The 26,613-nt window shown below is 66.5% G+C and carries 31 protein-coding genes and 1 pseudogene; 23 read left to right on the top strand and 9 right to left on the bottom strand.

The window, feature by feature from the left end; genetic code table 11:
- Positions 1–91 precede the first annotated feature (91 nt).
- Positions 92–337, top strand: a complete 246-nt coding sequence (locus BAY60_RS35170; protein ID WP_043829842.1) for a hypothetical protein — start codon at positions 92–94, stop codon at positions 335–337.
- A 149-nt stretch (positions 338–486) separates the two neighbouring features.
- On the opposite strand, the gene BAY60_RS36915 is transcribed toward BAY60_RS35170, so the two are convergent.
- The 3 genes from BAY60_RS36915 to BAY60_RS35160 form a co-directional block, all read right to left on the bottom strand.
- Positions 487–900 carry a hypothetical protein gene (locus BAY60_RS36915; protein WP_144024177.1) on the bottom strand — a complete coding sequence of 138 codons (414 nt, stop codon included), beginning with the start codon at positions 898–900 and terminating at the stop codon, positions 487–489.
- Positions 901–1,174: 274 nt separating this feature from the next.
- On the bottom strand, positions 1,175–1,840 hold the full coding sequence (locus tag BAY60_RS35165; protein WP_112276657.1) for a GAF and ANTAR domain-containing protein: 666 nt from the start codon (positions 1,838–1,840) through the stop codon (positions 1,175–1,177).
- Positions 1,841–1,947: 107 nt separating this feature from the next.
- Positions 1,948–2,217 carry a metal-sensitive transcriptional regulator gene (locus BAY60_RS35160; RefSeq protein WP_043830840.1) on the bottom strand — a complete coding sequence of 90 codons (270 nt, stop codon included), beginning with the start codon at positions 2,215–2,217 and terminating at the stop codon, positions 1,948–1,950.
- 598 nt (positions 2,218–2,815) lie between these two features.
- On the opposite strand from BAY60_RS35160, the gene BAY60_RS35155 reads away from it, so the two are divergent.
- Together BAY60_RS35155 and BAY60_RS35150 are read left to right on the top strand one after the other, a co-directional pair.
- The gene (locus BAY60_RS35155; RefSeq protein ID WP_228708117.1) at positions 2,816–3,274 is read left to right on the top strand and encodes a DUF2243 domain-containing protein; all 459 of its coding nucleotides are present in this window, start codon (positions 2,816–2,818) and stop codon (positions 3,272–3,274) included.
- Positions 3,208–3,867 carry a cytochrome c oxidase assembly protein gene (locus BAY60_RS35150; protein WP_197684734.1) on the top strand — a complete coding sequence of 220 codons (660 nt, stop codon included), beginning with the start codon at positions 3,208–3,210 and terminating at the stop codon, positions 3,865–3,867. The genes BAY60_RS35155 and BAY60_RS35150 overlap by 67 nt, the downstream gene beginning before the upstream one ends.
- A gap of 665 nt (positions 3,868–4,532) precedes the next feature.
- On the opposite strand, the gene nicT is transcribed toward BAY60_RS35150, so the two are convergent.
- Both nicT and BAY60_RS35140 read right to left on the bottom strand, forming a co-directional pair.
- A complete protein-coding gene (gene nicT / locus BAY60_RS35145; RefSeq protein ID WP_112285677.1) occupies positions 4,533–5,672 on the bottom strand; it encodes a Nickel transporter NicT in 1,140 nt (379 codons plus the stop codon).
- A 154-nt stretch (positions 5,673–5,826) separates the two neighbouring features.
- Positions 5,827–7,989, bottom strand: a complete 2,163-nt coding sequence (locus tag BAY60_RS35140; RefSeq protein ID WP_043830838.1) for an MMPL family transporter — start codon at positions 7,987–7,989, stop codon at positions 5,827–5,829.
- Positions 7,990–8,428: 439 nt separating this feature from the next.
- Between BAY60_RS35140 and BAY60_RS35135 the strand changes: the two genes are divergently transcribed.
- The 6 genes and pseudogenes from BAY60_RS35135 to BAY60_RS38215 all read left to right on the top strand — a co-directional run.
- Positions 8,429–9,211 carry a sulfite exporter TauE/SafE family protein gene (locus BAY60_RS35135; protein WP_043830836.1) on the top strand — a complete coding sequence of 261 codons (783 nt, stop codon included), beginning with the start codon at positions 8,429–8,431 and terminating at the stop codon, positions 9,209–9,211.
- Between the two features lie 27 nt (positions 9,212–9,238).
- Positions 9,239–9,556, top strand: a complete 318-nt coding sequence (locus BAY60_RS35130) for a rhodanese-like domain-containing protein (RefSeq protein WP_043830916.1) — start codon at positions 9,239–9,241, stop codon at positions 9,554–9,556.
- Positions 9,557–9,559: 3 nt separating this feature from the next.
- Positions 9,560–10,957 (top strand): MBL fold metallo-hydrolase, encoded by a 1,398-nt coding sequence (locus BAY60_RS35125; protein WP_112285676.1) that lies wholly within the window; start codon positions 9,560–9,562, stop codon positions 10,955–10,957.
- A gap of 28 nt (positions 10,958–10,985) precedes the next feature.
- Positions 10,986–11,378, top strand: a complete 393-nt coding sequence (locus tag BAY60_RS35120) for a DUF302 domain-containing protein (protein WP_043830833.1) — start codon at positions 10,986–10,988, stop codon at positions 11,376–11,378.
- A 57-nt stretch (positions 11,379–11,435) separates the two neighbouring features.
- Positions 11,436–11,996: a DUF2243 domain-containing protein gene (locus BAY60_RS35115; protein WP_043830831.1), complete on the top strand. Its 561-nt coding sequence runs from the start codon at positions 11,436–11,438 to the stop codon at positions 11,994–11,996.
- A pseudogene (locus BAY60_RS38215) lies at positions 11,996–12,754 on the top strand (cytochrome c oxidase assembly protein); the annotation flags it as partial. The gene BAY60_RS35115 and the pseudogene BAY60_RS38215, both read left to right, overlap by 1 nt.
- A gap of 79 nt (positions 12,755–12,833) precedes the next feature.
- On the opposite strand, the gene BAY60_RS37680 reads toward BAY60_RS38215, so the two are convergent.
- Complete coding sequence (locus BAY60_RS37680; RefSeq protein WP_051171991.1) at positions 12,834–13,571, bottom strand: PIG-L deacetylase family protein; 738 nt, start codon at positions 13,569–13,571, stop codon at positions 12,834–12,836.
- 122 nt (positions 13,572–13,693) lie between these two features.
- Here BAY60_RS37680 and trxA point away from each other — a divergent pair, with 122 nt between their 5' ends.
- The 5 genes from trxA to BAY60_RS36910 all read left to right on the top strand — a co-directional run bounded on the left by trxA (position 13,694) and on the right by BAY60_RS36910 (position 17,133).
- Positions 13,694–14,050, top strand: a complete 357-nt coding sequence (gene trxA / locus BAY60_RS35100; RefSeq protein WP_043830913.1) for a thioredoxin — start codon at positions 13,694–13,696, stop codon at positions 14,048–14,050.
- A gap of 115 nt (positions 14,051–14,165) precedes the next feature.
- Positions 14,166–15,548, top strand: coding sequence for an MBL fold metallo-hydrolase (locus BAY60_RS35095; RefSeq protein WP_043830829.1), 1,383 nt, complete (start codon positions 14,166–14,168; stop codon positions 15,546–15,548).
- An 89-nt stretch (positions 15,549–15,637) separates the two neighbouring features.
- Positions 15,638–16,039, top strand: a complete 402-nt coding sequence (locus tag BAY60_RS35090) for a DUF302 domain-containing protein (RefSeq protein ID WP_043830827.1) — start codon at positions 15,638–15,640, stop codon at positions 16,037–16,039.
- A 64-nt stretch (positions 16,040–16,103) separates the two neighbouring features.
- Positions 16,104–16,322, top strand: a complete 219-nt coding sequence (locus BAY60_RS35085; protein WP_043830825.1) for an SHOCT domain-containing protein — start codon at positions 16,104–16,106, stop codon at positions 16,320–16,322.
- Positions 16,323–16,833: 511 nt separating this feature from the next.
- Positions 16,834–17,133, top strand: coding sequence for a hypothetical protein (locus BAY60_RS36910; RefSeq protein ID WP_137095937.1), 300 nt, complete (start codon positions 16,834–16,836; stop codon positions 17,131–17,133).
- Positions 17,134–17,391: 258 nt separating this feature from the next.
- Here the strand turns inward: BAY60_RS36910 and BAY60_RS36905 are convergent, their stop codons facing one another.
- On the bottom strand, positions 17,392–17,676 hold the full coding sequence (locus tag BAY60_RS36905) for a hypothetical protein (RefSeq protein ID WP_143101991.1): 285 nt from the start codon (positions 17,674–17,676) through the stop codon (positions 17,392–17,394).
- A gap of 354 nt (positions 17,677–18,030) precedes the next feature.
- On the opposite strand from BAY60_RS36905, the gene BAY60_RS37440 reads away from it, so the two are divergent.
- The 9 genes from BAY60_RS37440 to BAY60_RS35060 all read left to right on the top strand — a co-directional run bounded on the left by BAY60_RS37440 (position 18,031) and on the right by BAY60_RS35060 (position 24,541).
- Positions 18,031–18,180: a hypothetical protein gene (locus BAY60_RS37440; RefSeq protein ID WP_157376277.1), complete on the top strand. Its 150-nt coding sequence runs from the start codon at positions 18,031–18,033 to the stop codon at positions 18,178–18,180.
- Between the two features lie 170 nt (positions 18,181–18,350).
- Entirely contained in the window at positions 18,351–18,485 is a 135-nt protein-coding gene (locus tag BAY60_RS38445) for a hypothetical protein (protein ID WP_267284186.1), read from the top strand.
- Positions 18,479–18,934 carry a hypothetical protein gene (locus tag BAY60_RS35080; RefSeq protein ID WP_043830822.1) on the top strand — a complete coding sequence of 152 codons (456 nt, stop codon included), beginning with the start codon at positions 18,479–18,481 and terminating at the stop codon, positions 18,932–18,934. The genes BAY60_RS38445 and BAY60_RS35080 overlap by 7 nt, the downstream gene beginning before the upstream one ends.
- Positions 18,935–19,041: 107 nt before the next feature.
- Positions 19,042–19,920: a DNA-processing protein DprA gene (locus tag BAY60_RS35075; protein ID WP_051171989.1), complete on the top strand. Its 879-nt coding sequence runs from the start codon at positions 19,042–19,044 to the stop codon at positions 19,918–19,920.
- On the top strand, positions 19,917–20,051 hold the full coding sequence (locus BAY60_RS38440) for a hypothetical protein (protein WP_264082894.1): 135 nt from the start codon (positions 19,917–19,919) through the stop codon (positions 20,049–20,051). Before BAY60_RS35075 ends, BAY60_RS38440 begins: the two co-directional genes overlap by 4 nt.
- Before the next feature lie 36 nt (positions 20,052–20,087).
- Positions 20,088–20,591 (top strand): SprT family zinc-dependent metalloprotease, encoded by a 504-nt coding sequence (locus BAY60_RS37435; RefSeq protein ID WP_072029960.1) that lies wholly within the window; start codon positions 20,088–20,090, stop codon positions 20,589–20,591.
- A gap of 277 nt (positions 20,592–20,868) precedes the next feature.
- Positions 20,869–21,159: a hypothetical protein gene (locus BAY60_RS38210; RefSeq protein ID WP_043830820.1), complete on the top strand. Its 291-nt coding sequence runs from the start codon at positions 20,869–20,871 to the stop codon at positions 21,157–21,159.
- 66 nt (positions 21,160–21,225) lie between these two features.
- The gene (locus tag BAY60_RS35065) at positions 21,226–23,073 is read left to right on the top strand and encodes an ATP-dependent nuclease (RefSeq protein ID WP_076153525.1); all 1,848 of its coding nucleotides are present in this window, start codon (positions 21,226–21,228) and stop codon (positions 23,071–23,073) included.
- Complete coding sequence (locus BAY60_RS35060; protein WP_076153523.1) at positions 23,045–24,541, top strand: UvrD-helicase domain-containing protein; 1,497 nt, start codon at positions 23,045–23,047, stop codon at positions 24,539–24,541. The genes BAY60_RS35065 and BAY60_RS35060 overlap by 29 nt, the downstream gene beginning before the upstream one ends.
- Positions 24,542–24,559: 18 nt before the next feature.
- Here the strand turns inward: BAY60_RS35060 and BAY60_RS35055 are convergent, their stop codons facing one another.
- Both BAY60_RS35055 and BAY60_RS35050 read right to left on the bottom strand, forming a co-directional pair.
- Positions 24,560–25,516 carry a C40 family peptidase gene (locus tag BAY60_RS35055; protein ID WP_043830815.1) on the bottom strand — a complete coding sequence of 319 codons (957 nt, stop codon included), beginning with the start codon at positions 25,514–25,516 and terminating at the stop codon, positions 24,560–24,562.
- Positions 25,513–26,565: a replication-relaxation family protein gene (locus tag BAY60_RS35050; protein WP_043830813.1), complete on the bottom strand. Its 1,053-nt coding sequence runs from the start codon at positions 26,563–26,565 to the stop codon at positions 25,513–25,515. The genes BAY60_RS35055 and BAY60_RS35050 overlap by 4 nt, the downstream gene beginning before the upstream one ends.
- Between the last annotated feature and the right edge of the window lie 48 nt (positions 26,566–26,613).

Below are 26,613 nucleotides of genomic sequence, written 5' to 3'. Positions count from 1 at the left end.
ATCGGCGCGATGCCCTCCCCAGCACCAACTCGCCACGGGGAGGGCATCGCGCTGCGTGGGCTGATACACATCCGCAGTAGCTCGAATCGCCATGACTACCAACGACATTCACGACGCCCGGCAACTCATCGCCGAGATCAACATCCCCACGGAACGCCCGCGCTGGGCATGGTGGGCCCCCGGTGACGCCACCCGCTACCACGCCACGCTGATCAACGCAGCACCCAGCGCCAGCATGGTCGGTACCGCGCCCGGCGGCACCTTCCGCGCGCTGGTGATCACGATCGACCTGTTCACCTCGCGTCCCATCTCGATTGTGATCCCGCGGCCCCACTGACGACGAAGACCGCTACACCGCCGAGGAATGGGTCTTCCGACGGTTCCCCGGTGGCTGGTGGGCCGGCATCCGGCCGCTGCTCGCCGCTCTGGGCTGGACGCCCACGACCGACCGCGACACCGGCTACCGCAGCACCGACTACCGCGACATCACCAAGGCACAGCGCAACCCAGACGCCGACCGCTAGTACCAGGCACCGCGCTTGCCTCCGGCCACACGGCCGGACCACCCCACCCGCACGGCACCGCCCGCGTCCGCGCGGGCCGTGATGACGGCAGCCCGCCGTCCGAGGAGATCATCATGAACAGCACCGGCAACACCGATTTGTCGTCGCGCTCTACGTCGATCCGGCCAGCCGGCAGGTCCGAGTTTCGATCGATCTCGACGATACCGAGTCGTGGCTGCTGCGCAACGACAGGGACAGCACGGTTCCACTGCGCATCTGCGTCCAGGGCGACGTCACGTTCGGGGGCTGACAAACCGATCGCGCGAGCGTCGGCCCGCGCTCGCGCCATTCGCGCATCGTCGAACGATTCCACTGCTCGTCCAATCAGGACACTCATCGCGTCACGTTGATGAAGAGGTTATTCATGAACTCGTAAACCACCGAAATGCCGGACCTTACTGGTAATCACCGGAATCACGACTTGCCGAATGCCTGAGCTGAAGTAGATGGCCAGCAGGCCTAATCGCCCGCCTCTGCCGCAACTTTCCCCCGTCCTGGACGTCCGGTTCGGCGCGTGCAATGCGCTCCGAGGTGGCGCGCCACGTAGGCCGACACGTGCAGAAGTTGCGCGACCCATGGCCACCCCTGCTGGTGAGTGAGGCGCAATGTTCTCAGTTGCCAGCCGTCGGAAGCATCGTGGACGCTTGCGCGTCCGTGCGGCGGTGGCGGTGCATGAGGATGCCCTTGGCCGTGGCGATCACGTCGCGGGTCCCGAGCGCGGTGCGTAGCTGGGCCTGTTCCTGGGAGCCGATCAGGGCGACGGCGGCGTGAGCGGCGAACAGTTCACCGATGTGCTCGGCATCGGCATCGAACGCGTCGCGCTGTGAGGAGTACAGGTTCAGCGCGCCCAGGGTGGTGCTGGTGGCGAACAATCGGAACCCCAGCACGGACGCCACACCGAGGCTGGCCGCGGTGTCGGCGAACTTGGGCCAGCGGGAGTCGTCGGCGAGGTTGCCGGTGCGGTAGGTGTGGTGCTCGGCGATGGCATCCACGCATGGGCCTTCGCCCAGCTCATGCTGCAACTCGTCCAAGCGGGCCACGAGATCGTCAGACGGCGCGACGGTGCGCAGCTGCCCGGCCTCCAGCAGCGACACCCCGGCGTACTCCGCGCCAGGGATCGTTGCCACCGCGGCAGTCACGATCCCTTTCATGGTCTGGTGCAGATCCGGTTCCGCGGTCAGTGACCGGGCCACCTCGCTGAGAGCGTGCGCTACCTGCCCCAGCGCCTCACTGTTGGCAGCCTGCCGGGATGATCGTTCATCGCCCACCTGCCCCATTCTGTCCGGATATAGACGTCACGGCCAGATGCGGCGCGGTCGGGAGTCGGGGCCGTGGTAGTTAACCGCCACGCTCCCAAGCTCGTGTCCACCGGCGTATCAGGGGTTCAGGCGAGGGCGAGGAACAACTTCTCGAGTTCGGCCTCGGTCAGGGGTTCCTGGTTGTTGTCATCGTTGCCGGTGAGGCATTGGCGCATGCCGGTGGCTACGATCTTGAATCCGGCACGGTCGAGGGCGCGTGAGACGGCGGCGAGCTGAGTGACGACGTCTTTGCAGCCTCGGCCAGCTTCGATCATGGTAATTACACCCGCGAGTTGCCCTTGCGCACGGCGGAGCCGATTGAGTACCTGCGTGATGGTTTCTTCGTCCCCAGTCATACGAACCCTCCTAAAGTAATCCCGACCTGGCACCAGTATACCCCGTGAGGTATCGCCAGTGGGGGGAGTTCGCTTCGCTTCCTGACGGCGCCGGTGGAGTCTCGGGCTGAGGCGACAGGCGGCGGCTGCCTGGTGGACGAAATTCGGCGATTCGTACTGTCGATCGTGTGCGTGGACCAGTGTGGCCGAGGCTGGCCCGCAACGAGACCTGTGAGACGTGCGTACCGCACCACCGGGCCAACTCGTACGAAAATCCAGCAACCTGCACTTGTTGGTCAACAGTTTCGGCTATGGGCAGCAGGCCGAACTCGTGATCGACAGGTTGGGCGTCGATCATTCGATGACGCGCCCGAAAGCGTGCACAGTCCGAGGTGAAGAAGGCTGGTGGGCGTAGGGCCCGCGTGAGAGCGGTGCCTTGACTTGTCGCGCTCTGCCTAGCGGCTGTAGGTGTCCTCGCGGGGCGGTGGTCCGACGTCGGAGTGGCGGCCGGGCAGGATCGCGGCGTGTCGTTGCCCGGGGCCCGGCCGGTGCGACTCGACCTGCTGCATCCTTGGGCGCCAGCGGCCGCGGCGGTCTCTGCCGGTGTGCGCTGTTGGGTGTGGCGGTGATGGCCGCGCTCGATGAGATCGTCTTTCACCAGATCCTGGCCTGGCACCACTTCTACGACCGCTCCACGCGTGCCGTCGGGTTGCTCTCGGACGGTCTGTTGCATACCGCCGAACTGCTTGGGCTGGTCGCCGGCTTCGTGTTGTATGCGGATTTGCGGCGCCACCACACTCTGGCCCCGCCGCAGGCCTGGGCCGGGCTGTTCCTCGGGTTAGGCGCGTTCCAGCTCTTCGACGGCATCGTCGACCACAAGCTGCTGCGCATCCATCAGGTCCGCTACGGCGTCGACATCCTGCCCTACGACCTCGCCTGGAACGGCGCCGGACTCGTCCTGCTGACCGTCGGCGCGGCCCTGGCCGTTCGCGCAGACGCACAGCGTCCGCGGTGCTGTTCCCGCTGTCCGGCGGGCCGTTCACCGCCCACATGGCCCAGCACCTCGTCGTCGCCATGATCGCCCCGTTGCTGCTGGTCCTCGCCCGTCCCCTCACTCTGGCCCAGCGCGCCCTGCCTCCTCAGAGTGCGCGGCGAGTGTTGCTGGCCCTGGCGCACTCCCGGCCCGTCACGTGGCTTGTCTTCCCGCCCCTGGCCGCACTGCTGGACATCGGCGGCCTGTGGCTGCTCTACCGCACCCCATTGCTGGCCGCGACACATCACCAGCCGCTGATACACGCCGCAGTCCAGGTCCACGTCGTGCTGGCCGGATTGCTGTTCACCTTCGCCATCTGCCAGCTCGACCCGCTACGCCACCGCTGGAACCTCGCCTGGCGGGGCCTCACCCTGCTGGCCGCCGGTGCCGGCCACGCCATCCTTGCCAAGACCCTGTACGTCGCCCGCCCGCCCGCCACCACCTACAGTGCGGTCGACCTGCACACGGGTGCGCAGCTGATGTACTACGGCGGCGACCTGGTGGAGATCGCTCTCGCGGCCGTCCTCGCTGTCCAGTGGTACCTCGCCACCGGTCGCGCCCACGCCCGACTCCAGCGCCGCCAGCGGCGACCACCGCTGACAGCTGACTCGCCCCCACACACCTCGCGCGACTTCTGAACCTTCCTTGGCACCCGTCGGCGGGCGGGATAACGAGCGACAGTGGCCGGGGGAGAGACGATGACGGCCCCATTTTTGATTGGCTGATACCCCCTGGGGTATTATAGTAAACCTGGTCGCCATAGGAGGTTCAACGATGTGTCAACGTGCTGTGTGTTCGACCTGCGGGAAGGCCACCTACACCGGGTGTGGGCGCCATGTCGAGCAGGTGCTCGCCGGTGTGCCCGCGTCACGGCGGTGTCAGTGTCAACCAGAGCAGGGCGGATCCGAGCGGAAGTGGTGGAAAATGTTCGGCCGCCGTTGATCACTGCGGCCACAGGGAGCCGGGCGCCACACCGAGGTGCTCGGCTCGCTGTCGAACAGGACCCTCGAACGGTACGAGTTGCACGTTCGTCACCGATGTTTAAGGACCCGCGACACCCTGTCAGGATCTGCGTCGACGCTGATCCTGCCCTTCACTCGCCCTGACTCCAATGGACCGGAAAGCGTGAGAGGGGCGCATTCCTTGAGCCTATGTGTGTCCGTGATGGTTGAAACGGAATAGTCATTGCCGCAACACGGTAAAGTGAATGTCCCCCGGCCCATGGGTCAAAGAACGGCTGTCATGGAGCCCTGAGCGCGGGGGTACTGGAGGAGTCGGCTGTCCGCGTAGAGCGCGGGCGGTGTCATGTCGTGTCTTTGCGAATCGTGGCTTTCTGGTCTATGTCGTGTGTCGGCTCTATGTCGTGTTTCGGCGGTTTCGTGTCGAAGTTGCCGAGGTGCCAGGTCAGCAGTGCGAGGGCGAAGACGAGGATGAACAGTCCAACAAGTGCGAATCCGACGTAGTTGAGGTCGAATTCGGCGATGGTGGTGATGGGGCCGGAATCGGGGTGGAGTGTGTCGGTGAGTAGTGATGCCAGTTGCACCGTGCCGATGAGGAACGCGCTGCCGACGGACAGTGTCGTGACGATGATGTTGTAGAACATTCGGCGAAGGGGTTTGGTGAGGGCCCAGTTGTAGGCGACGTTCATGAGGACACCCTCGGCTGTGTCGAACATGGTCATGCCTGCTGTAAAGAGGGCGGGTAGTACCAGGATGGCGTACCAGGGCAGGGACAGTGCGGCTCCGCCGGCGAGTATGAGTAGACCGATTTCAGTAGCGGTGTCGAATCCGAGGCCGAAGAGCACTCCGACTGGGTAGATGTGCCAGGGTTTGCGGACTGCCTTGGTGGTGCTTTTGAGGAGTCGGTTGAGGAACCCGCGGTTGTTGAGTTGGTTGTCGAGATCTGCTTCTGTGGCCGCCCGGTGGCGCATCTGCCGGTACACCTTGATGATCCCGGCCAGCGCGACAAGGTTCATGATCGCGATGGCGTAGAGGAAGGTGCCTGATACCGCCGAGCCGAGGGCACTAGCCGTGTGACGCAGTGCCGATTCCTCGTCCTGTACTGCACCGGCCAGTGCCCGCACGCCCATCGCTAACGCTATGGAGAGCGCGAACACAACTGTGGAGTGGCCGAGGGAGAACCAGAATCCCACGGAGAGTGGGCGTTGTCCCTGAGCGAGCAGGTTGCGGGTGGTGTTGTCGATGGCGGCGATGTGGTCGGCGTCGAAGGCGTGGCGGACGCCGAGTGTAAACGCGGTGATACCCAGCCCGATGCCGAACACCTGTGAGCTGTTGAGGGTGTGGTGCTGTGGTATGACAACGAAAAGGAGCATTCCCCAGCCGAGCGCGTTGAGGGCCAGGATGAAACCGGCCATCCCGGCGATCGAGCGTCGTGCCTGTGACGTCGGGATTGCGGCTGCCCGGGCTGGCGGGGGTGTGGTCATGGCTTGATCTTCTCCTCTCGTCGTCGACGATGCGGCCTGTGACCCACACCAGCGCCACACGCGCGGAGCCATCTCACCGAGTCCCACGGGTGATGTGTTTCGGGTCCGAGGGGTGGTCGCGACAGCAGTGGTCACGACCACCCCTCGGGACGTGTCAGTGGGAGAACGTGATGGTCGGCAGTGCTTTACGGAGCCAGCGCGGTGACCACCAGGCGGAGTGGCCGGTGATGCGGAGCAGGACCGGCAGGAGCACGAGTCGGATGAGTGCGGCGTCGAGCAGGACCGCGACGCCGAGGATGATGCCCATTTCCTTCGGGGGTAGCGGGTCGGCGAGGGCGAAGGTGAAGAACACGGCGACCATGACGGCGGCGGCGGCGAAGATCACGCGTCCGGAGTGGGCCAGGCCATCGATCAGGGCGCGCCGCGGGCTGCCGGTGAGTTCGTAGTGTTCTTTGGCGCTGGCGAGTAGGAACACGGTGTAGTCCATGGCGATGGCGAAGATCATCGCGAAGAAGAACACCGGCCCCCAGCCGTCGAGGAATCCCTGTGGAGTGAAGCCGAGGAGCCCGGCGAGGTGACCGTCCTGGAAGATCAGCTTCGCCACGCCGAACGCGGCGCCGGTGGAGAGCAGGCTGACGACGGTACCCAGCAGCGCGATGACCGGGGCTTGCAGGGCGACCAGGAGTAGGACGAACCCGAGGGCCAGGATCACCCCGACGACCAACGGCAGGTAGTCGTTCAGTGCGGTCTGCAGGTCCAGGTTCTCCGCCGGCGCGCCACCGACGAGTGCGCCGTCGGGCAGGGTGTCGCGCAGCCGGTCGAGTGTGTCGCCCAGTTGGGGCGAGGACGGATCGACGGTCGGCATGGCTTGGACCAGGGCGTAGTCGGAGCCGTCGGAGGCGGGTTGCGGCGGGGTGACCAGCGCGATGCCGTCGGTGTCCTCGGCCTGGGCGGCGGTGGCCTGGGCGTCGGCGGCGGGGGTGATGATCTGCAGCATGCCGGGGGCGCCGTCGCCGAAGCTGTCTTGAACGGCTTCGTAGCCCTGCCGGACCGGGGCATCGTTCGGGACGACCTGGATGGAGGGCATCGCGACCTTGAGCCCGAACACCGGCAGGGACAGGGCGATCAACACCAGCAGCGCGCCGAGGGCGAAGGGCCAGGGTTTACGGCTCAGCAACTGCCCCCAGCGGGAGAACCGTGGCGAGTGGGCCTCGGTGCGCTTGGCCCAGGGCAGGGCGAGGGAGTTGACCCGGCCGCCGAGCTTGCCCAGCACGGCCGGGAGCAGGGTGAGGGTGGCGGCGAGGACGAAGACGACGGCGAGCATGATGCCCACGGCCATGGTCCGCACCGCCGGTGCGGGGACGAGCAGCACGGCGGAGAGGCTGACCAGCACGGTGATGCCGGACAACAGGACGGCCTTGCCGGCGGTGTCCATGGTTTCGGCCACCGCGGCCCGCGCGTCCGCCAGCTTGCGCAGAGCGTCGCGGAAGCGAACGACGAGGAAGAGCGCGTAGTCGATGCCCAGGGCGAGGGCGAACATCATGGCGAAGTTCATCGCCCACACCGAGATCGGGGTGATCTCGTTGAGCAGCACCAGCGCACCGGCGGAGGCGCCGAGCCCGGCCAGGGTCAGCAGCAACGGCAGCCCTGCGGCCACGAGCGAGCCGAACGCGAGCACCATGATCGCCAGGGTGACCGGCCACGACACCATTTCGGCCTGAATCATCGCGTCGTGGTTGGCTTCGTTGAAGTCGCTCCACAGTGCCGAGGCCCCGGTCGGGTAGACGTGCACCGACGACGTGGACAGCCCAGTCAAGTCGGCCTTGAGATCATCGACCGCGCGGACCATGTCATCGGTGTTCGCGTTGGCTCCGGCGAGCAGAATGCCGGTGCGGCCGTCCGGGCTGATCGTCATCCCCGGTTTCGGCGGCACGAGCTGCCCAATGCGGTTGTCCTGGGCGAGCACATCCGCCGCCTGGCCGAGGATTTGTTGCACGGCTGGATCACTGATCGGCGCGTCGTCGGACTGCACGACGACCTGGATGGCCGAGGATGCGTTCCCGCCGAAGTGCTGCTGGGCGAGTTCACGGACCTGCACCGACTCGGATCCGTTGGCCTGCCACCCGGCGCCGGCCAGGGAGGTGAACACTGTCGGAGCGAGGGAACCCAGCGCGCCGACGACGAGCACCCACGCCGCGACCACCCACCACGCCCGGGCGGCCATCCGCGTGCCGAGTCTGCCCAACGGGCCGCTTCGCTGCAGGGACAACGCCGCGGTGTCCGGCGGGTGGCTGTCGGTACGGGTTGACGCGGTCATCCGGTTTCCTCCAGATATGGACTAGGGGTATGTCGTCGGGCATGTGCCACCGCGGCCCCGTGCCGGGGACGCTCGATCAGGTGGCGCCTGGAGTGCCAGGTTCTGCTGCGCCGTCGCAACAACGTCGGCGCCGTCGAGGAAGCGGATCCCCGAGCCGCCGGATCTTCCGCATGTGGGTATCTCCTCGAACGACACTACCAAAAAATACCCCATGGGGTATCGTCGTGCGGGCGTGGGTGAAGGGGAGGGCCTGCGCTTGCGTGTCAGACCGCTGCCCGAGCTGCGGTTCGCCAGTAGCGGCAGGGGCGCGTTGCAGCAGTAGGTGAGCGGTGTTTCGCCGGATACCCCCACGGGTAGTCGGGCAGGATGAAGGGAGGACGTGGATGCAGCCGCCCGTCGGAACAGCTGGAGCACGTGTTCCGGTCGCTGGTGGGCTCGGGTGATCCTCGCGGCGGGTTTCGGGCTTGTGATCGGCGTGACGCTGGGTCTGCTCGGCGCGGGTGGGTCCATTTTGGCGGTGCCCGCCCTGGTCTACGGGATGGGCGAGCCGGTGCGCCAGGCGATCCCGGCGTCGTTGGTGATGGTGGGGCTTTCGGCGATGGGTGGGGTCGTCCCCCGGTTACGTCAGGGCATTGTGCGGTGGCCGATTGCGGGGGTGTTCGGTGCGGCAGGCGCGGGAGCGGCCTTCGGTGGAGCAGCCGTGGGCCGGCTGGTGTCCGCGCAGGTGCTGCTGCTGGCGTTTGCCGTCGTGATGGTGGCCGCGGCGGTGCGGATGCTGCTCGGGCCGACCGAACCGCGCGGGGCGTGCACCGTCTCTGGTGGGAGGGTGAACTGGCGCTCGTGTCTGCCCCGGGCACTGGGTGTGGGTGCGGCCGTCGGATTCTTGACCGGCCTGTTCGGCGTCGGCGGCGGCTTCCTCGTAGTGCCCGCCCTGGTCCTGATGCTCGGGCTGGACATGCCGGCCGCGGTTGCCACCTCCCTGCTCATCGTGACGATCAACTCGATCGCCGGACTGGCGGCTCACTGGGACGCGGTGACCGAACTGGACTATCCCGTGGTCGCGGCCTTCACGATCGCCGCCCTCGCGGCGTCGGTGGCCTCGGGCAGGCTTGCCGGCCGCGTGGACGCCGACCGTTTGCGCCGCTGGTTCGCCTACCTGGTGATCGCGGTCGCGGTATTCGTCGCGGTTCAGGCCCTGATCAACACCAGCGCGCTGACATGAGAAACCACGGAAAGGAAGGAGTGCAGGATGCAGGTCGAGGAGCTCTACCGGCGACGAAACGAGGTACAGCTGGTGGACGTGCGCGAGCCCGAGGAATGGCAGGCCGGCCGCATCGAGAGCGCCCGGCACATTCCGATGGCCGAGGTGCCCACCCGGCTCACCGAGCTCGACACCACGCGGCCCGTGGTGACCGTGTGCCGCAGCGGTCACCGCAGTGGACAGGCAGCCGAATTCCTGCGGCAACAGGGTTATTCCGCGGAGAACACCGACGGTGGGATGCAGGCATGGCAGGAGGCCGCACTCCCCTTCACCACCCCTGACGGCAAGCCGGGAAGGGTGGCGTGAACCATGTGGTTCCAGCAGTTCTACCTCAACAGCCTCGGACACGCCTCCTACCTGATCGGGGACGAGAAGACCGGTCAGGCGCTGGTGTTCGACCCCCGCCGCGATGTGGAGATCTATCGACAGACGGCCCGCGACCAGGGATTCCGGATCACCTACGCGTGTGATTCCCATGGGCACAACGACTACCTGTCCGGGTTAGGCGAACTGGCCGGATCCGCGCACCCGCCGCAGGTATGGGGTTCAGCCGCCGGCGAGCTGAGTTACGCACACCGGCCGATCGCCGACGGCGAGCAGATCGAATTCGGCGACGTCGGCATCGAAGTGATGCACACGCCCGGGCACACCCCCGAGCACATCAGCCTGCTCGTCTACGATCGCTCCGCCAGCGCCGATACCCCAGCGTTGTTGCTCTCCGGCGGGGCGCTGCTTGTCGGTGACCTCGCCCGCCCCGACCTGCTCGGTGGCCAGGAGCAGGCCCGCCGCCACGCCGAGGTCTACTGCGACACGATCCAGACCAAGCTGCTCACGCTGCCCGACCACGTCGAAGTGTTCCCCACACACGTGGCCGGATCACTGTGCGGCGGCAACATCGGGTCCCGCCTGTCGACCACACTCGGATACGAGAAACGCACGAACGCGACCCTGGCCGAGGTCGCCGAGAAAGACGAATTCGTGCGGCAATGCATCCGGCTGGACAACCTCCCCGCCGTGCCCCCGTACTGGCGGCGTATGCGCACCCAGAACATGGCCGGCGTCGACCCCCTCGGCGTACTCACCGAGCCACCGGCACTACCACCCGACGACGTCGCCGCTGCCCTCGACGGCGGCGCCGTCGTGCTCGACACCCGCTCGTCGGAAGCCTTCGGCGGCGGCCACATCCCCGGCGCCGTCAATGTCGGCCTCGGCTCGTCCTTCGCCACCTGGGCTGGCACCGTGCTCCCCGCCGACGCGGAGATCCTGCTCGTGCTCGACCGCTCCGGGGATTTGTGGGAGACGGTCTGGCAACTGCTGCGCATCGGCTACCGCATGCCCGTCGGGTGGCTGGCCGGGGGCATGAGCGCTTGGCGCACCTCGGCACGGCCGATCGACCGCACCCCGCAGATCACAGTGGACGAGCTGAAACGCAGGCTTGACGAGGACGCGGTCACTCTGCTCGACGTGCGCCAGCCCGCGGAGTGGGCCGCCGGCCACGTCACCGGCGCCACGTTCATCACCGGCGCCGAACTACCCGACCGGCTCGACGAGGTCCCCGCGGACAAACCTGTCGCCGTCACGTGCGGCAGCGGCTACCGCTCGTCGGTCGCCGCCAGCCTGCTCGCGCGAGAACGCGACATCCCGGTGATCAACGTCGCCGGCGGTATGACCGCGTGGCAGCGTGCGAGCTACCCGACCACAACCTGACACAAGCGCTCTCTCATGGAGGACTGCGATGGATTACGCCCGTACTATTACCCTTGACCTGCCGTATGAGCAGGCCGTGCCGACGGTGAAGGAAGCCTTTCAGGAGCAGGGGTTCGGCACGCTCACCGAGATCGACGTGCAGGCCACCCTGAAGAACAAGCTCGACGCGGACATGGAGCAGTACGTCATCCTCGGTGCGTGCAATCCCCAGCTCGCGCACCGCGCCCTCGACATCGACCGGCAAATCGGACTGCTGCTGCCCTGCAACGTCGTGGTCCGCGCCGCTGGCGACAACCAGACCCTGGTGCAGGCCCTCGACCCTCAGGTCATGGTCACCGTGCCCGAACTCGACGAGCTCCAGTCCATCGCCGACGACGCCGGACAACGCATCCACGCCGCCCTGCAGGCACTCGCTGCCTGACCGTAGCGCAGGGGCGCCGGGAAGGACGCGACAGTTGTCCACAAGAGAGGGAACACGATGACGAGTGCGGAGAGGCAGGCTCCCGTAGGCGCGGCGCCGGCAGGCCTCCAACTGCCGGGCATCGTGCTGGGCGTGGGGCTCGGCGGGTTCGTCGACGGCATCCTGTTGCACCAGCTGCTGCAATGGCATCATATGCTGACCAGCACGAACACCGACAATATCGGAGTAGAGTACTACGATCCCGAAACGGTGTCGGGCCTGGAGATGAACACCGTCTGGGATGGCGTCTTCCACACCGTGTGCTGGCTCGCCGTCCTGCTGGGCTTGGCTATCCTGTACTCCCGGGTCACCCACAACCGCCGCCAGGTGTGGACTTCCCGCGTGCTGTGGGGCTGGATCCTGGCGGGCTGGGGCATCTTCAATCTCGTCGAAGGTGTCCTGGACCACCACATCCTGGGGATCCATCACGTTCACGGCGGCCCTCATCAGCTGTGGTGGGACCTCGGCTTCCTCGTCATGGGCGCGTTCCTGCTCGTCGGCGGCTACCTGCTCCAGCGCAGTGGCCGACCCGTCGACCCCCACGCTGTCAGCGGTGGGCAGGCAGGACGACATGACTGATGGGCCACGACCCGCATCCACCTGATTATGGCGCAACCAGCAGTGCCATCCAGCTGCTGCTGGTCACGCTCACGCTCCTCGTCTGTGCCGGGGTCTATCTTTACCTGGCACGGCGTGCCCGCGTGAGCAACCCGGTGCAGGGCTGGAGCCGGTGGCGCACGGCCAGTTTCCTCACCGGGCTCTTCCTGCTGGCCGTGGCGCTGCTGCCGCCGGTCGCGGCATGGGCCCACACTGACTTCCGTGGCCACATGGCGCAGCACCTGCTCATTGGAATGTATGCCCCACTCGCCCTGGTGCTTGGTGCACCTGTCACCGTGCTGCTGCGGGCCCTGCCCACGCTCCGCGGACGCCAACTGACCGCCATCCTGCACAGCCGCCCGGCCCATCTCCTGGCCCACCCGGCAACCGCCCTGATGTTGTCCACCGGCAGCCTCGCGGTGCTGTACTTCACGCCGCTCTACACCGCGATGACGAGTCAGCCGACCGGTCACTGGCTGCTGCACGCCCACTTCCTCTTCGCTGGCTACCTGTTCGCCTACGCCATCGCCGGCCCCGACCCCGCGCCCGCGCGGCCCGGTGTCCGCACCCGGCTGGTCTACCTCGGCTGCGCCATCGCGCTGCACGCCGTGATCTCGCAGTTGATGTACGGGGGCTTCTGGATCAACATTCACGCCCCGATCGTCGAGGTCCGGGGAGGCGCCGAGATCATGTACTACGGCGGCGACATCGCCGAACTCCTCCTCGCCGCTGCCCTCGTCGCCACCTGGCGCCCCGAACGGCACCCCGCCCCACCGCGGACAGGCCCAGGCCGCTTGGTCACCAGCCTGAGTCGTGGCCTCAGTGGTCGTCCGCGCGAGCGCGCGGGGCCGGCCGGTGTGGGCGGAGCAGGCGGAGGTGTTCGGTGTCACCGAGCAGGTCCAGGCGCCGGTGCAGGAGTGGATTGTCGGTGGACTGGCTACGGTGGCAGGCGATGGCTTGATGGTGGCGTGTCCGGGAGACGGGCAGGGTGAGGTCGACCAAGTCAGGCGGTGAGCCAACCAGGGGGCTGCCGAACTCCGGGTTGAGCTGGTCGGCGACCTGGGCCGGTAACGTCCAGCCGAGGACGGGCAGACCCAGATGGTCGGCGGTGGCCAGGGCAGCTTCGGTGGCACGGACGTGGTCGGGGTGGGACGTCACGCCGGTGGTGTCGAACGCCAGCAGGTAGGTCGGTCTCACCTCGGCGGCCAGCGACTCGACGTGACCGGCGAGTTCGTCCACGGACACGTCGGTCAGGCCTCCGTCGGGGTAGTCCAGCAGGACGCTGCGCTTGACACCGAGTACTGTGGCCGCCGCGTCCAGCTCGTCGGCCCGTAATGCGCCCAGATCGGCGTGCTCTCCGCCCAGGGTGGAGGCCTCACCGTGGGTGAAACACAGCACCGTCACCGACGTTCCCGCAGTGGCCAAGTGGTCGAGCACCGCGCCAAGTCCGAACGATTCGTCGTCCGGGTGCGCGACCACCGCGAGCACGGTGTCTGCCGCGTCGAGCAGGTCACGGGCCTGCTCTTCCCTGCTTCTTGCTTGCGCATCCTGTCCCATACCACCGTTGTACGCCCGGGGGTATGTCGCCGCCAGCTGAACGACCGCGCGGTCGATACGTGGAATGCCAGCCACTGCGAGACTGTTATAATACCCAGGGGGGTATGAGAAGGAGGTGCATGATGGCAACAATCGAGCTGGCTAATGACACTTTTGACGAGGTCATCAGCGCGGATGGCATGGTGCTGGTGGATTTCTGGGCGGCGTGGTGCGGGCCGTGCCGACAGTTCGCGCCGGTGTTCGAGCGCGCATCCGAGCGTCACGAGGATGTCCGGTTCGGCAAAGTGGACACTGAGGCGCAGCCGGAACTGGCGGCGCGGTTCGGTATCTCCTCGATTCCCACCTTGATAGTCGCGCGTGATGGCGTGGTGCTGTATGCGCAGCCCGGTGCGCTGCCGGAGAGTGCGCTCGAGGACCTGATCGGGAAGGCCCGCGAGGTCGATATGGGCCAGGTTCGGCAAGAACTCGCCGAACAGTGACCGTGATGATCCGATCGCGATCGTCAGCGCGGACGCCGAGTACCCGAATCCCGTGGAGCGGGGCCTGCGACCAGACAACGTCTGAGCTGAAGATTGTGAGACGAGGAGAAGCAAGATGGTAGACATCATCGCACTCGACACGCCCACGCTGGGCGACCGTAGCTACCTAGTCACCGATGGCGACGTGGCGTTCGTGGTGGACCCGCAGCGCGACATCGACCGATTCCTCACGCTCGCCCAGCAGCGGGGTGTGTGTGTCACCGACGTGTTCGAAACGCACATTCACAACGACTACGTGACCGGAGGGTTGGCACTGGCGCAGGCCACCGGAGCGGCCTACCACGTCAACGCGGCTGACACCGTGTCCTTCGATCGCCAGCCGATCAGTGACGGCGACGAGGTACAGATCGGCCCGGCGATGCGGGTACGCGCCTTGACCACCCCAGGCCATACCTTCACGCATCTGTCCTATGTGCTGGAAACCCCCGGCCGCCCACCGGCGGTGTTCACCGGCGGCTCGCTGCTCTACGGCTCGACCGGGCGGCCGGATCTGCTGGGGACCGTGCACACCGAAGAACTCGCGCACGCGCAGTACGGCTCGGCACGGAGGTTGGCCACCGAACTCCCCGACGATGCGGAAATCTACCCCACCCACGGGTTCGGCAGCTTCTGCTCGGCCACTCAGGCACAGGGCGAGCAATCCACCATCGGCCAGGAAAAGCAGACCAACCCCGCCCTGACACAGGACGAGCAGGACTACGTCCACTCCCTGCTGCAGGGCCTGGACGACTACCCGGCCTACTACACCCACATGATGCCGCTCAACACTGCTGGGCCACAGGCGCCGGATCTGTCCCCGCCGGAGCAGGCCGACGCCCCCGAGTTGCGCCGACGCCTCGAGTCCGGTGAATGGGTGGTGGACCTGCGCACCCGGACCGCGTTCGCGGCCGGCCACGTTCCCGGCACCCTCAACTTCGGCGCCGACGGCAACTTCGTCACCTACCTCGGCTGGCTGATCCCCTGGGGCACCCCGTTGACACTGTTGGGCGACACCGCCGAGCAGGTCGCCGAGGCGCAGCGTGAACTGGTGCGCATCGGCCTCGACCGCATCGAAGCCGCGGCCACCGGCGACCCGCACGAGTGGTCCGGCGACACGCCCCTGGAGTCGTTGGCTGTCGCGGACTTCGCCGACCTGGCCACAGTGCTCCACCACCGTCCGGTCGTGGTCCTCGACGTGCGCCGCAACCAGGAATGGGCCACCGGTCACCTGGACGGCGCCGTCCACATCCCGCTGCACGACCTACTCGACCGGCTTACCGACGTCCCCCCCGGCGAGGTATGGGTGCACTGCCGCTCCGGCTACCGTGCCTCCATCGCCGCCTCCATCCTGGCCGCCGCCGGCCGCCATGTCGTCGTGATTGACGACGACATTGACCAGGCTGCCGCAACCGGCGCCCCTTTCCGTGCCGCTGCCCAGCACAGTGCGGTGACGCGCTAACGGCGTTAGCCACTGGCATTGGCCGTGACCAGCGCGACCGAGTACAGCATGACACCGTTAAAGCAACCCACACGTCAAGGAAGATCATCATGGATTACGCCCGGACGATCACGCTCGATCTACCGTATGAACAGGCCGTGCCGACGGTGAAGGAGGCGTTTCAGGAGCAGGGGTTCGGTATGCTCACCGAGATCGATGTGCAGGCCACGCTGAAGACCAAGCTCGACGCCGATATGGAGCCGTACGTCATCCTCGGCGCGTGCAATCCCCAACTCGCGCACCGCGCCCTCGACATCGACCGGCAAATCGGACTGCTGCTGCCCTGCAACGTCGTGGTCCGCGCCGACGGGGACAACCAGACCGTGGTCCAGGCCCTCGATCCCCAGGTCATGGTCACCGTGCCCGAACTCGACCAACTTCAGCCCATCGCCGACGAAGCCGGACAACGCATCAACACCGCCCTCGACGCTCTGACCCACCGCAGCGTTTAGCGGTGCCTCGGACCGTGAAACCCGCAGAGGCGACGCAAGCACGGGCGACTGGAGTGTGACGACCATGATGGACGGTTCCATGATGGGCTGGTTCTGGCTCTGGCCAGTACTCCTGCTGATCGGACTAGCCCTGCTGGCCTACCTGATCTACCGGCTCATGCAGGACCGACACGGCGGTGCCCAAGAGGGCACCTCCTCCGCGCACCGGATCCTCGACGAGCGATATGCCCGCGGCGAGATCGACGAGCAGGAGTACCGCAGCCGACGAACCGACCTGAACTGAGCCAATCAATCAACCGACACCAGCCATTGTGCTGCCGTCAAGGACAGCCGGAACGTGGAGTATGACCATGAAACCTCCCAGATTTCCGTTGATGCCACTACTGCCCATGGGGATGATTGCTGCCCTCGTCGTCCCCAACGTGCTAGTACTTCGGAGGCTTCGCGCTCTCGAAATCCGCTTGCCCGATCTGGCGCAGTAGCGGTACCGAAACCCAGGCACCCTGTGCTTGTTAACCCGGCGTCACCGTAGCCAAAACCCCGGGCTGAATTACATTGGCTCGCACGCCGTGTCTTGCAGACGACGCTGATGTCCACGAATTACGGCGGCCGGTGTCTCGGACCGGGACCTCCCCCGTCAGCTCGCGCTACGATTGATGGTCGGAACGCCCCAGCAGTGAGGCGCCTACTCGTGCCATCCCTCGTTCGAGCAAGCCGAGTACGGCAATGGTTTGAGCAGGCCTGCGAAGGGAAACCCGGTGGACCAGCAATCAGTAGGCGATAGAGGAGACGTCATGATGCCCCGCACGCTGCGCTCAGCTGCTCTGTCGATCGGCGCCACCGCCCTCGCTGCCGCTCTCACCATAGGGAGTGTCTCCCCAGCAGCCGCTGCGTCGGAGAACCGTGGTGCAGGTGCTGACCGCTGCCCACCGGGATTGGCCCAGGCAATGCAGGAGATGATGGACAGCTCAGCCATGCAGCAGCTCATGCAGAATGCCAAGGACAACCCTGCCTTGGCGCAGGCGATGCGGCAAATGATGAACTCTCCCGGTATGGCGCAGCTCATGCGGGATTGCGGAATGCGCCCCATGTGACCCGCCTGCTGCTGTGCACCGAGACATCCAAGGAGAGGTTGGACCGCCTGCGGTGCGATCGCGATCGCCTTACCAGAAACCGGCTCTCCTGCTGTCGGGCCAGTTCCCCAGCATGGTCTTCGAACACTTGCGGGTCGGACCACGAAGTTCATGCCCGAATCCAGCATCAGATGCGCCACGTCCGGTAGCTCGACCTGTCGCGCGACAACTCCCGTTGCATCTCGAAGCCATCGGCGGGGCCGGGTCAACCGCAACAATTCATCTTCGATGCCGAGGTCGAGTTCGAGTTCGAGCAAGAACGCGATCGGGTAGCCGTCTTCGTGCCGACGCGCCGTAAGCATCGGGGCGGACCATGCCGCCGAAGAGCCGGCCGCAGCGCAGCTCGGACCACCACGCGGTCAGTCGTCCGCGGGCGGCGCCGGGCTGTCGGCTGAGTGCGACGAACCGCTGGAAGCGGTCGACGACGCGCCCCTTGAACAGGTCGAGCAGGCGGTGGTTGGCCGCACGCATGGTCGGGTGGCAGAGCTCGACGACCTGCTGCACGTTGACAAGTAGGAGGTGGACCAGCGCTCACCCCCGGTGCGGGCGAGCCGGCCACGCCGGAAATTCCGTTCGCGTTACGGACCCTGACGGGTTGTGCGGCGGGCTAGGTCGGCGGCGTAGGCGGCGCCAGACCTATTGGCCTGGTGGGCCCAGTATGTGGCGGTGTTGATGTGGATGCCGAGCAGCTTGCTGAGCACGACTGGTGGCAGCTGGCTGGCGAGGTCCATGAGGACAGTGCTGCGTGCGGAGCCGGGCCCCGGATACCCAGTGGGTGAAGTCTGGTCATGAGGCGGGCGGCGCTGATCGGCCGTCCCGGAGCGCCTCCGGGAAACAGCCAACGGATGGTTGGTCGGTGTGGCCGAGGACGGCGTGCCCGCGCCGGTCGTCGGCGAATTGGCACACGAGACCGTCCAGCGGACTGGGCAAGTCCACTGGCTCGGCGCCCAGCACGATCCGAGTTTCGCCATCCTCATGGACGATCTGGTCACGTCTCAGTCGGGCTAGTTTGGACAATGGCTGCCCGAACAGAAGCAGAAGCAGGCCAGGCCCGAAGCGATCTTGCACGGCGACGCTGTTCTCGTGCAAGAGGCGGCGGACCAGAGCCACTTCAGTAGCACCGACCCCATCGCGACGTCGAGCAGGAGGACGGCGAGCCGCCAGACTACGTCGCAACGGTGACCGACCGCACGCTGCATCCGATCGCCGTGCTGTGCCTGCTGGAATGCTACGAGTACCAGGCCAGCGGCACGATCGTCGGGCACCAAGCGAGGCGCACGATTGGACACGTCGCTTACGCGAGACGGTGCTGACCCGGCTGCCCGCCGAGGCCAAAGCGACCGTACGCCATGGCACCGACTATGTCCCGGCCTACCGGCTTCTAGCTGCCTACACCGAGACACCCTGGGGCATCGCGGAACTCGACCAGATCCCCGAAGTCGGCGACGGCGTCATCGAGGTCCCGGTGATCCAGAAAGGACTGCGCGCGGAGGTCCTGACCGGCCCGATCCACTGCCCCAACAAGGGCCTGTCCTACCGCGTCCGCCACGTCACCATCCTCGGTGTTGGGGAAGACCGGACGCTGCCAGCCTTCGCCCCGATCTCCGAACCCTCCGACGACGCGCCGAGCGTCTACCTGTTGTTCCAGTACGGCCGCTACGTCGTGCGCCCGGCAGACGCTCCGCCCGGCAAGTGGTTCATGGCCTCCGGCGCTCACCTCCACACGGGTGATGGGCGCTGGCGCGAGCTGATCGGGCACTGACTGCCCATCCCGCTGCACGACCGCACCGAGCCCTAGCCGGACCAGCGCCAACCGCAGCTGTGGAGTCCACCGACCCGAGCAAGCCCTGCCCATCGAGGAGTTGAACCATGCCTTCACACGACGAACTGCACGCCCGGCTGTTCCTTCTGCGCGCGGCCGAACCACCCGCGCCCGCCCTTCACCACTACGTCGCCGTCCACGGGCCGGTCGACGCCGTCGCGCAGATTCGGCGCGGCACCGCCCCCGCCGCCGTGCTCAGCGAGGTCACCCGGCCTGACGCTCGGATCGACGACGACCTGCGGGCACTCGACAACTGCACGGCCCGCCTGCTCAAGCCCGAAGACGGCGACTGGCCGCTCGGAAGGCGGATCGGCCTAGCCGGCCTCGGCGTTCCGCTCGCGCTTTGGGTGCGCGGCAGCGGTTCGTTGGCCGAGCTCACCAGCCTCGCCGTCACCATCACGGGCGCCCGCGCGTCGACGGAGTGCGGAAACACAGTCGCGGGGGACGTCAGTTACAAACTCGCCCGTGCCGGGGTGACCGTCCTCAGCGGCGGCAGCCTCGGCGTTGACGAAGCAGCGCACCGCGGCGCACTGGCCGCAGACGGCAGGACGGTCGTCGTGCTCGCCAACGGGGTTGACCGGACCCATCCGCACCAGCACGCCCGGCTCTACCAGGCGGTGATCGAGCAGGGCGGGTTGCTGGTCAGCGAGTACCCGATCGGCACACGACCGACCCGCATCCGGTTCCACGCGCGGTGCCGGCTGTTGGCTGCTCTCGCCGCGGCGACCGTCATCGTCGAGGCAGGACAGCGCAGCGGTGCCCTCGCCGTGGCCCGTGCCGCTGGAGAACTCGGCCGCCGGGTCTACGGCGTGCCGGGCTCGATCCACTTCGTGACGTCGAAGGGCGTGAACGAGTTGCTGCGCACCGGCGCCGCCACCGTGGCCAGTTCGGTCGAGCACATCAACTACCAGGAGGGAGTGCGATGACCGGCCCGGACGCCTTCCTGACCGCACTGACCGCCCTCGACCTGCCGCCCGAGTGGCAGGTCGAGGTGGCCATCCGTCCACGACGGCGCAAGACCGGCATTCAGGTCAATCCGGAGGCGGCGCCGTGCTGATCCCACCGACGGCCACCCCGGAGCAGGTTGCGCGGTTTGTCGGCAGCCATCGTCGATGGATCCGCCGAGAAGGTCGAGAGAGCCACGCGGTTGGCCCCGGATCACGCGGTAAAGGAGCTCGTCGACGGCGAGGAGTTCGACCTGCTCGGCCAGCGTTACCGGCTCCAGCTCGTCGACGCCTCGCCCGCGGGCACCGCACAGCTGCCTCTGACCACGTCCGACGGCGTCTTGTCCGCGCGGAGGCAGCGGCCAGAGCTGGTCCGCCGGGCAGTGATCGGGCTGTACCAGCAGGTCGGGCTCGCTTGGTTGCGCCGCGAAGGGCGCCACTACGAACTGGACGGCCACATCGCCGGCCTGAGCTACGCCGTGCGCGACCTCGGACGGCGCCCGTTAGGGCATCTACGAGGGGCCGCCGAAGCAAACGACGACGCTGCACTGGGCCGTGTTCGGCCTGCCGATGCGGCTCATCGAGTACGTGCTCGTCCACGAACAGGCGCACGCCACCCAGCCAAACGGACGCGCGCCCACGGCCGCGCATGACAACGGCGGATGTACCTCTGGATGCCGGACTGGCAGCAGCGCCGAACGGAACTCGCCGAGGTCGGCCGTCACGCTTGGCTCGGCGATTGAAACCGCAGGGCAAGAGGGGCGCATTGGCACAATCTGGTGGGTCCCGCGCCGGACGCAGTGCGAACAGCCAGGTCCGGCGCGAAACCCACCAGATGTCGAACTGGAGTGTTGTCCTCTACAGCGTGATACAACATGGAGTGCGGGTCGACACGATCTGCACCACGAGCGACCTGGAAGGAGGCAGGAAGTGGACAAGGAACAGCACTTCGAGCTGCTTCGGGAAAGTGCTGCCGAGGTCAAGGAACTCCAGGATCGGCTCCAGAGCGTCCGTGATCAAGAAGCAGCGCTTCAGGCCCAGCGGGTCACGACACTCGACGAGCTCAAGAAGGCCCGTGACGTGCGGTTCGATCGCATGACCGCGGCCATCGAGGACAAGGTCCCGAAAGCGCAGGTCGCCCGCGCCCTGGGCATGGACCGGACCAACCTGTACAAGCTGCTCGAAGGCAAGGAAACCGAACAAGACACCACGGCCGGCTGACGTCCGCGCTATCGCCGAACCGCTGGCGACCACGCTCAGGCGCCGGCCCCAACGCATGGAGGATGGGTGTATCTACAGCGGGTGGCTGTGCGCGGGTTCCGAGCTGCCGGCGACGAGGAGATCGTCTGCGAGTTTCCCGGACGCTTCTCGCTGTTGGTCGGGGCGAATAACGCTGGCAAGAGCACGGTGGCGGACGCGTTGTACCTGGCGCACCCGCACAGCTTCCCGCAGATCTCTCGACCCACTGTCGCCACCCTCGCCACCGCCCCGCCCCGCCAGATCGACATCTCGTACGCATTCAGCGCCGAGGCGGACGAGGGCCCGGTCGGGCAGATGTTGCAGAACCTCGCGATGCCGGCACCGACTTGGACCCGTCAGCTCGAACGGAACCTTGGCCGCGTCCGCGCGAAGACCGTTGGTTCGGAACCTGAAGAGTTCGACGCGCTGCGGCTCATCTACCTGCCGGCGTACCGCAACCCGCTCGACGAGTTGGCCCGCCGGGAGGCGCAGGTCCTGATCGAGTTGTTCCGCGCGGAGCAACAAGCCCGCAGCGGCCATCGAAACTTGGCTGACCTCCGCTCCCGCGCGAGGAGACTGCTCGATGCCCTCACTAAGACCGGCCTCATCGAGGCCGTCGAGCAGCGCGTCCGCGGTCACCTCACCGCGCTGTCGTCCGGAGTCAGCCACCAGTTCGCATTCGTCGGGGGGCAGGTTGTCGACGACGCGTACCTCGCCAGGGTGCTGGAGTTGCTCCTGGGCGCTATCGACGACCGAGCTTTCGCCCAGCGACTCGAAGTATCTGGCCTGGGATATGTCAACCTGCTGCACATCGCCGTCACCCTCGCCGCCATTCCGGACATGACCAAGTCCGCCGAGGCTCCAGAGGGAGGGGACGCGGGAGCTGACGAGGACGGAGCCGATGCGGGCGCTCAGGAAGGAGCAGATGAACTCACTGAAGCAGAACGGGACGCCCAACGCGAAGCTGAGGCGGAATCGCGAGAAGACGCGTTCTTCCCTGATCGGTTTCACGTCACGGTCGTTATCGAGGAGCCCGAGGCGCACCTGCACCCGCAACTGCAACACGGCCTGACCCGGTACCTGCGGCAAATCACCTCCGCACGGCCGGAGCTTCAGACGATCATCAGCAGTCACGCAGGCGACATCATCTCGGCGTGCAAGCCGGATGAACTGGTCGTGCTGCGGCGGCTGCAGGACGGACGACGCGCCTCGCGCGTCATGGCCACCATGCCCATTCACGACAAGAAGCGAACCTTGCGGATGGCACGGCTGCACCTTGACACGACCCGGTCGTCCGCGCTCTTCGCGGAGCGCATGATCATCACCGAAGGCGTCACCGAGGGGGCGGTACTACGGCAGTTCGGCCGCTTCTGGGCCGGACCCGACGACCTCAAGCGCCGGTTCATCGAGGCGCTCACGATCACCGTGATGGGCTGCAAGCCAGGCCGCTGGCCAGTCGACCTTCTGGCGGCACCTGGGCACGAGATTGCCAGCCGCATCGCCATATTCACCGACACCGATAAGCGGCCTCCCGAGACCTTCACCCAACCCCAATGGCTCAGCAAAAGCGATCCCCAGAACGTGCAGGGCTTCTACAACCAGCCGACGCTCGAACCAGCCTTCACCCCCGGCAACGAGGAAGCCGTGCGCGAAGCCCTGACACAGATCAGCGTCACGCCACCTGAACCCTTCACTCCCGACGCCATCGACACCCTTTTCGCCACCACAGGCAAGAAGCGCAAGGCCGAGTTCGCGCTCGCCTTCGCAGACGAACTCATGCGCCGCAGCGAAGACGGCGAACATGTCACGGTGCCTGAACACGTGGCAAAGATGTTCGATTTCCTCTACGCCGCCGCAAAGGACGACGATGCCGACCCGATCGCCGCTGACCTCTGAACAGCGCGCCGCCGCGACGACCACGGCGAACCGCGCGTTCATCGTGGCAGCACCAGGATCAGGGAAAACCACCGTTGCCGCAGAGCGATTTGGCGTGATCCGGTACGACACTCCCACCGATCTTCGCAGGATCCTGGCGCTCAGCTTCACCAGATCGGCGCGCGGTGAACTCGCTGCTCGAATCCGTCGCCGCTGGGGTAGCGGAGCGCTCTCCTGGCCCCACCAAGCCCTCACGCTCGACACACTGCACTGCGAAATCCTGGCGTTTCTCCTGCGACGGCAGGTCATCTCCTGGATGGGCGACCATACGGAACTAACCGTTCTGGACACGTGGAGAGGGCAGACCGGGGCCCGCTGGATGTCGAAAGAGATGGACTACCGGCGGATCGCCGTGCTGCACGGGACCACGGTCGGATCGCATGGCGTCAAGATCACGAGGCCCGACTACAACATCGGCGCCAAGAGACACTTCGAGGAGCACCTGGCGGCTGGACGATGTACGCACACCGAAGTGCGTCAGATCATCGCCGCTGTTCTTCGACGCGCCGAACTGCGCATGGAGGTAGCCAAGTACCTTACCGCTACCACGAAAGCGATCATCGTCGACGAGGTGTTCGATGCAAACGAGCTCGATCTCGAACTCGTTCGTCTCGCGGCGTCCGCCAGAATCAGTACCACTGTGATCGGTGATCCTTGGCAGGCGCTGTACGACTTCCGTGGTGCCCGTCCAGAGCTCGTTCCCCAACTTGTGGAACACGAGGGGTTCGAATCTTTCCCCGTCTCGGCGTCTTTCCGCTTCGAGACACCGGCGATGATCGGCATCGCCGAGTTGGCGCGAGCACACCGACCGATCGCTCTCGACGTGACCAACGACGCCACCGAATGCAACGTAGTTCTCGCGCACAGGTGGGACAACCTCTGGACAGGCCCCGACTGCATCCTGCCTTTGTCATTCGGCCGATTGGACAACCAAACTGATGCCGCGATCGCGCTTCTGCTGGACCGGCTCGTGCAGGGACACTTCGGACACGCTGCAATCTACGCCGACGAAGCAGCAGCGCTGCTCGGTCTTGAGCCAGACATAGTCCGCGCTGAAGGAGCCCTCCTTGGAGCAGTACTTGAAACACTCCGACCGGCAACCACGCAAGCGGCTACGGCAGCGATCACAGCACTCAGGGCGGTACTTCGCCTACTTGGAAGCCCTCGCCAACTCCGTCGCATGCCAGAAGCCGGGGAGGCTGTCCAACTAGACCGGCTACTCGCCTTGGCACGCCGCATGAACCAGCCACATGTGGTCGCCGGAATGACAGTGCACCAAGCAAAGGGACGTGAATGGCCAGTTGTCGGCCTGCGACTCGCTGATGTCGAGGTGGCCAGGCTGACGGCAGGGCTGAAACAGGAACGTTTTGACGATCGCGTCCTGTACGTTGCTCTAACCCGTGCTGCAAAGAAAGTCGTCCGCTGCTGACGAGCACCGATTCTTCTGCTACAAGCGCGAATCGACCGTGGGCCGCGAGGCCGCCAGATAGTCATCCCCGTTCCAGCGGTAGTTGCTGACCTGGACCGGCTCGCCGAACGTCGGGGCGTGCACCATCTTCCCTGCACCGATGTACAGGCCGACGTGGTGGACGTTGCCGGTTGTGCCGTAGAAGACCAGGTCGCCGGGAAGCAGCGGTTGGCCGGCGGGCACCAGTGGACCCGCGTTGTACTGAGTCTGCGCGGTACGAGGCAGGTTGATGCCGGCGGCGTTGTAGGCAGCTTTGGTGAGGCCAGAGCAGTCGAAGCCGGCATGGCCGCCGGCTGGTCCGTTGCCACCCCATACGTAGGGCAGGCCGAGTTGGCCGCAGGCGAAGTTGATTGCCATGATCGCGGCGGGGTTGGGTGCCTGGATCTTGTTGCAGTCGCCGGTTCCGACGGTGGCGGTGCCGTACCGTTTTGCCTGAGCCAGAACGCCGTTGACGTACTCCTCGTCATGGTTGTAGGCGAAGAGCGCCTTGCGGATGTCTTTCTGTGCGCCGGAATCGCACAGGTAAAACGCGGCGGCGTAGATGGCGTCGTGCGGGTTGTAGCGGGAGGGCGGGTTCGAGCCACCGGGCGGGATCGTGTGGCGTGCAATCACACCGTCGAAGGTGGGCTTGAGGAACTGCATGGGGCCGCCGGCCCCCATGTAGTTCTCGCCTTCCGTGATGCCGTCGCCGGATCCGCGGCCGTGCTTGGATTCGGCGTCGCCGATCGCGGCGAGGATCGTCCAGTCCAGCCCTGGGCACACGGAGGCTGCGGCTCGGTAGAGCGACAGGTAGTCGTTGGGGATCTCGGCGACCGCGGCCTGGCTCGGCTCGGTGCCACCGGTACCGAACAGCGCACTGACGATGGCTTTGCCGACACCCCCGATGAGGATGGGGATAGCGATGATGGCCGCGACAGCGGCAACGGCGATCTTCATGGAGTCACCTTCCGGAAGTGGCTGGTGGGTAGGGGTGGTGGGTGCGGGTCCGGCGCGGCCAGGTCCGCGGGCGCCTGCTGCGCTTGAGCCGATGTCGAGGACTGGACAGCGGTGGGCGGTGCGACGTGGGGCCAGAACCGCGCGAGCTCGACGAGCCGCAGTCGACCCGGCCGTCGCGACGCCGGACCGGAGATCGGCAACCACCGCGCGACGGCGGGGTTGTCCTCGCCAGCCACGCCAGCGACATCTGCGGCGCTGGTGGCTACGGGCACGAGCGCTGGCCGGTCCAACTGGGACAGGGCGTCGGCGAGCGCCGTGAGCACGTTGGTCTCGCGGCGGTTGGTGGGCAGCCACACCAGGACGGGTGTGGTGATTCCTGTTGCGATGGCGAGCTTTTCGTAACCGTGGAGCTTGCGGGCGAGCTTGCCGAGGTCCTCGGTGCCGAAGTCGAATTCGAGGAAGAACTCGATCTGGTGGCCGTCTTCGCGCCAACGGCCGTAGGCGTCGGGGCGGACCATGTCGCCGAAGAGCCGGCCGCAGCGAAGCTCGGACCACCACGCGGTCAGGCGGCCGCGGGCACCTGGCCGTCGGCTGAGTGCAACGAGGCTGGTGAAAACGCCGTTGACGCCCACGGTGTGTGCGAGGCGCAGGGAGTGGGCGATGCCGATGGCGTCTTCGTGGCGGTAGCCCAGTTGCTTGGGGTCGAGACCATCCTCGTAGGCGAGGGCGACCGAGCCGGCGATGTCGAGCACGTAGTGCATCGGTGCGGTGCCGGAGCTGACGAACGGCTGAAAGCGGTCGACGACGCGCCACTTGAACAGGTTGAGCAGGCGGTGGTTGGCCGCGCGCATGGTCGGGTAGCAGAGTTCGACGATCTGCTGGGTGGTGAAGACCTTGTGCTCGTGCAGCATCCGAGCAAGCCAGCGGTCCCGGAGGGTGAGCCGTCCGGCGAGCTGGGCGTGGTGCTCCCCGGTGGTGGCCGCCCGTGGCGTGGGGCGTTGGGGCATGTGCCCGCGCAATGCCCTCTGAGGCGTGGGATTCGAAATCATGGGTCGGCACCTCCCAGTCGTTGGGCCGGAATGGGGGAAGGTGAAGGC

The organism is Prauserella muralis, assembly GCF_003202285.1.
GTDB lineage: Bacteria > Actinomycetota > Actinomycetes > Mycobacteriales > Pseudonocardiaceae > Prauserella_B > Prauserella_B muralis.
Note: the sequence above shows the minus strand (reverse complement) of the source record. Positions and strands in the feature narration are given on the sequence as shown.